The organism is Mesorhizobium sp. M1E.F.Ca.ET.063.01.1.1 (assembly GCF_003998155.1).
Classification (GTDB): Bacteria; Pseudomonadota; Alphaproteobacteria; order Rhizobiales; family Rhizobiaceae; genus Mesorhizobium.
Genome location: NZ_RZSC01000556.1, coordinates 1 through 4,062, shown reverse-complemented (window position 1 = coordinate 4,062; position 4,062 = coordinate 1). Strand labels below are relative to the sequence as shown.

Genomic DNA, 4,062 nt, shown 5'->3' with positions numbered 1-4,062 from the left:
CGCCGATATCTCCCTGGCGCTGGGTTTCGCCGGCTTTTGGCGGCCGCTCACCACCCCGGCCGGCTGGCTGTTCGTCAGCCAGGGCCGTTCGGGCGATTTCATGCGCTGGGGCATCATCACCGCCGTGACCTCGGTGCTGGCCTTTGCCATCGGCCTGCCCTATGGCGCGCTCGGCGTCGCGGTCGTCTACGCGGTCAGCGAATATCTGCGGACGCCTTTCCTCTGGCTCTATGTCGGCAAGGCCGGACCGCTGCGCGCGAGCCATGTGCTCTACGCGGCGACCCCGTTCGTGCTCGGCGCGCATCTGGCGCTGGCGCTGGTCTGGCTCGCCAAGCCAATGCTGCCGGCGCAGCCCGTCATCGCCCTGGCAGGCGGCGCGGTGCTGTCCTATGTCGTCACCATCATCGTCGCGCTCGCCTTCGGCGCCGGCCGCGAGGCGCTTCGGGAGGCCTTGCGGCTGATCCCGGCGCGCGGGTTTTCCGCAGCACCCAGCGAAGCAAAATGAGCTTGCTCGGTGCAATGCAATGCGTCCCGGCCGTGGCCGGACAACCGGCAAAAAGCCGCTGATTTGAGGGTAAGGCAACAGCATGAACTACCGATCGATTTCAGACATGAACGACGCGATCGTGCGGAACCTGCACCGGCTGCCGCGCGACATCGACCTGGTGGTCGGCGTGCCGAGAAGCGGCGTGCTCGCCGCAACGCTGGTCAGCCTGACGGCGAACATCCCGGTGACCGATCTCGACAGCTTCCTCGCCGGCAGAATCTACACGTCGGGAATCACCAAGCGCCGCGCCGCGCTTGACCGGCAGCATTCCGAAATGCGCAAGATCCTGGTGATCGACGACAGCGTCAGCGGCGGCAACGCCATGCGCGATGCGCGCAACAAGATCGAAGCTGCCGGCATCAAGGGCGATTTCGTCTTCGCCGCCGTGTTCGGCCTCCTGTCGGAACACAAGGAAACCGACATCGTCTTCGAGGTCGTGCCGCATCCCAGGATGTTCCAGTGGAACTTCATGCACCACATCTTCCTCGAGCAATGCTGCGTCGACATCGACGGCGTGCTCTGCCTCGACCCGACCGAGGAAGAAAACGACGACGGCCCGGCCTACGAGAAATTCCTCGCCGAGGCGCGGCCGCTGCTCGGGCCGACCCGCAAGATCGGCTGGCTGGTGACGAGCCGGCTGGAAAAGTACCGCAAGCTGACCGAGGCGTGGCTCGCCAGTCACGAGATCAAATACGACCACCTCATCATGCTCGACCTGCCGAGCAAGGCCGAGCGACAGCGGCTCGGCGCGCATGGCAGCTTCAAAGCCGATTTCTACCGCAAGTCGGACGCCATCCTGTTCATCGAGAGCGAGCATGAGCAGGCGCTCAAGATCGCCAAGCTGTCGGGCAAGCCGGTGCTGTGCGTCGAGACCAATATTGTGAGCTTTCCCGATGCGCTGTCGCTGCCGGCGCTGCAGCAGGCGGCGCGCAACCTGCCGGCGCGGCTCAGGCAGGTCAATTCGCCCGACGGACGCAAGAAGGTCGCGAAAGCGGCAGTGCGGGCGCTATTGGGCTCGCGTGGCTATGAAATGCTGAAAAGCCGCGTCAAAAGGCCTGCGTAAGTAATAACTTACGCGATGCTCTACGCGGCTCGCCGGGAGCGCTGCTGCGCCGCCCTCTCGAGCAGGCCGAAGAAGGTGGCGAATTGGCGGTCGGGATCGAGTTCCGGGCGCTGCGAGAAGGCGAGCGCCGCCTCCGAGAGCCGCCCGTACTCCTGGCGATCGTTCCACAGCCGCCTGACCGCTCCGACCCAGTCCTCCAGCGGCGCGTCATAATCCAGCACCACGCCACCTGAGCCGATCGCCTCGGGCAGGCCGCCGCGCCGCGAACCGACAACCGGAATGCCGCTGCAATGGGCTTCAGACGCGACGCGGCCCCAGGCTTCTTCCCATTTGCTTGGCGCAAGCAGGATCTTCGTGCGGCCATAGATGGTTTTCATGTCGCTGGTGCGGTTTTCCAGCCTGATGTTGGAAAATGGCGCGATGGTCCGCTCGATCTGGGCCCGATGGTCGTCCTCGAGCTTCCAGCTCTCGACGAACAGGAACGGTATTTCCGGGCAAGCGGCGGCAACGCGCACAGCCAGGTCAAAGCCCTTTTCCTCATAGGGGTTGATGAAGGTGACGAACTCACCGGTCGTCGGCGTGCTGTAGGTGGCCGGATTGATGGTCGGCGGGATGACGGTGGACTCGATGCCGAACTCCCGGCTGTAGGTGCGGGCCGTGAATTCGGAATTGGCGATATAGCGCGCCGCATCGAGCTCGCGCAGGTCGCCGCCCAGTTCGTGGAATTCGACATTCCTCAGATAGACGACCAGCGGCACGCCCTCGGCCTGGAGCGCCTTGCCGAGCGGAACGGAGTTGTGGCATTGCACGACGGCGACGTCGGGCTGCATCTTCTTGACGGCGAAAGCGGCGGCCTCCCAGGGAAACCAGGCACGCACCACCGGATAGCCCGGAAAGCTGTCGATCACGGCGGGCTGGCCCAGCAGCTTCATCTTGGCGCGCGCCTTGTAGCCGAACAAGCCCTGGCCGAACAAAGCGGCGAGCACCGAAGCCTCATGGCCGTGCTCGATCAACTGCTCGACAAGGTGATGCGTGCTCGATTGGACACCGCCGCTGAACTGCGGCGTGTAGCCAGTACCGCCTGCGAAAAGAACTTTCATGGGCTCGGCTCCTTGTCACGTTTTTCTTGGCCAGTTGTTCCTGGCTTGCCGGCGAGCGTGCCCGCCGGACGGTTTCAGGCACTCTGCTCCTCGAGATTGGCGAACGGATTGGTGCATGGGTGCCAGCCGGTGAAGCGGATCGGATCACTGGGCGAGCCGCGCCAGGCATAGTCGGTCAGCATGTGGAACTCGGCGATGACCCAGCGCTCGAAATTCCCGACATCCTGCTGCTTCTGCCTGGGCAGGAATTCGCGCGCCTTGTCGAGCTTCACGGTCTCCAAAAGCGTCACCGCATCCGCCAGCTTGTCGCTCGGGAATACCCACGGACTGCGGTTGCGGAACTCGAGCACGAATTGCTGCAGATGCTCGATCCGCATATTGAGCGGACCGAAGTATTTTTCCAGCGTGACGCGGACCAGATCCTCATCCGAGAAGGACGATACGGCGGCAGCGGCGATGCCGGTCGAAGCAATGCCGCCGGCGACAACGGCCAGCGCGGTGCGTCGCGTGATCTTCATCGGTTCCTCCTTCATGCCAGCCGGCTCGCCGCCCGAAGCGAAAGGGCGGCGGCGGTCAGGCTCGGGTTGGCGCAGGAACAGCTCGGATAGGTGCTGGTGCCGACAACGACGAGGTTGCGGAGCCGGTGGTGGATCATGTCGCGGTCGACCACCGAGTCGGCCGGACCGGTGCCCATCCGCAAGGTGCCCTGCACATGCGATTCGGTTGGCCGGATCCCGCGATCGAAGATCTGCTCGACCGGCAGCGGCTTGAGCAGCGACGGCAGCCTCTCGAGCGCCTTGGCCATGCCTTTGGTTGCGTAGTCGGACGCGCCCTTGAAGCTGACGAAGGCGTTCTCGTTCTTGTCGAGGATCACCCGGTTTTCCGGGTCGAGCAGGTTTTCGGTGACGATGACCAGCGGCAGCACTTGCCTGAGCCGCCCCTTCTCGGCCCGCATGCCATGCTGCCAGCGGTTCTCGAAATAGACCAGCGCCGCCGCGTGCTCAGCGCGATGCGGGCCGTCATAGAGACCGAAATTCAGCCCGGTGGTGATGGTGCTGCCGTCGAAATTGTCGACGCCGTCGAGATAGACCTCGTAGTTCCAGCCATAGGATTCATGCAGGCCGAGTCCGACGAACTCGCCGCCGAGCCCGGAGCGCAGCATGATCGCCGGGCTCTGGATGGCATTGGCGCCGAGGACGACGAGGTCGCCGCTGACCGAATATTCCTTGCCGTTGCGCACGAAGCTGACCGATCGCACCGAACCGCCGGCATGGTCGAGCCGGCGCACTTCGGCGCCCAGGCACACCGACACGTCCGCGTGCTCGAAGACGTGCATCAGGCCATTATTGACC

The 4,062-nt window shown here is 64.4% G+C and carries 4 protein-coding genes and 1 pseudogene; 2 read left to right on the top strand and 3 right to left on the bottom strand.

The genetic code is table 11. The annotated features are described in order from the left end of the window. A pseudogene (locus EOA29_RS27855) lies at positions 1-505 on the top strand (lipopolysaccharide biosynthesis protein); the annotation flags it as partial. Positions 506-587: 82 nt separating this feature from the next. Continuing rightward, entirely contained in the window at positions 588-1,610 is a 1,023-nt protein-coding gene (locus tag EOA29_RS27850; protein ID WP_127221888.1) for a phosphoribosyltransferase, read from the top strand. 20 nt (positions 1,611-1,630) lie between these two features. Here EOA29_RS27850 and EOA29_RS27845 read toward each other — a convergent pair whose 3' ends face one another. From EOA29_RS27845 to EOA29_RS27835, 3 genes are all read right to left on the bottom strand, one after another. Next, positions 1,631-2,710 carry a glycosyltransferase gene (locus EOA29_RS27845; RefSeq protein WP_126090554.1) on the bottom strand — a complete coding sequence of 360 codons (1,080 nt, stop codon included), beginning with the start codon at positions 2,708-2,710 and terminating at the stop codon, positions 1,631-1,633. 74 nt (positions 2,711-2,784) lie between these two features. Continuing rightward, positions 2,785-3,228 (bottom strand): hypothetical protein, encoded by a 444-nt coding sequence (locus EOA29_RS27840; RefSeq protein ID WP_126090555.1) that lies wholly within the window; start codon positions 3,226-3,228, stop codon positions 2,785-2,787. Positions 3,229-3,239: 11 nt separating this feature from the next. Beyond that, a partial coding sequence (locus EOA29_RS27835) for a GMC family oxidoreductase (protein WP_145969832.1) occupies positions 3,240-4,062 on the bottom strand: 823 nt, incomplete at its 5' end.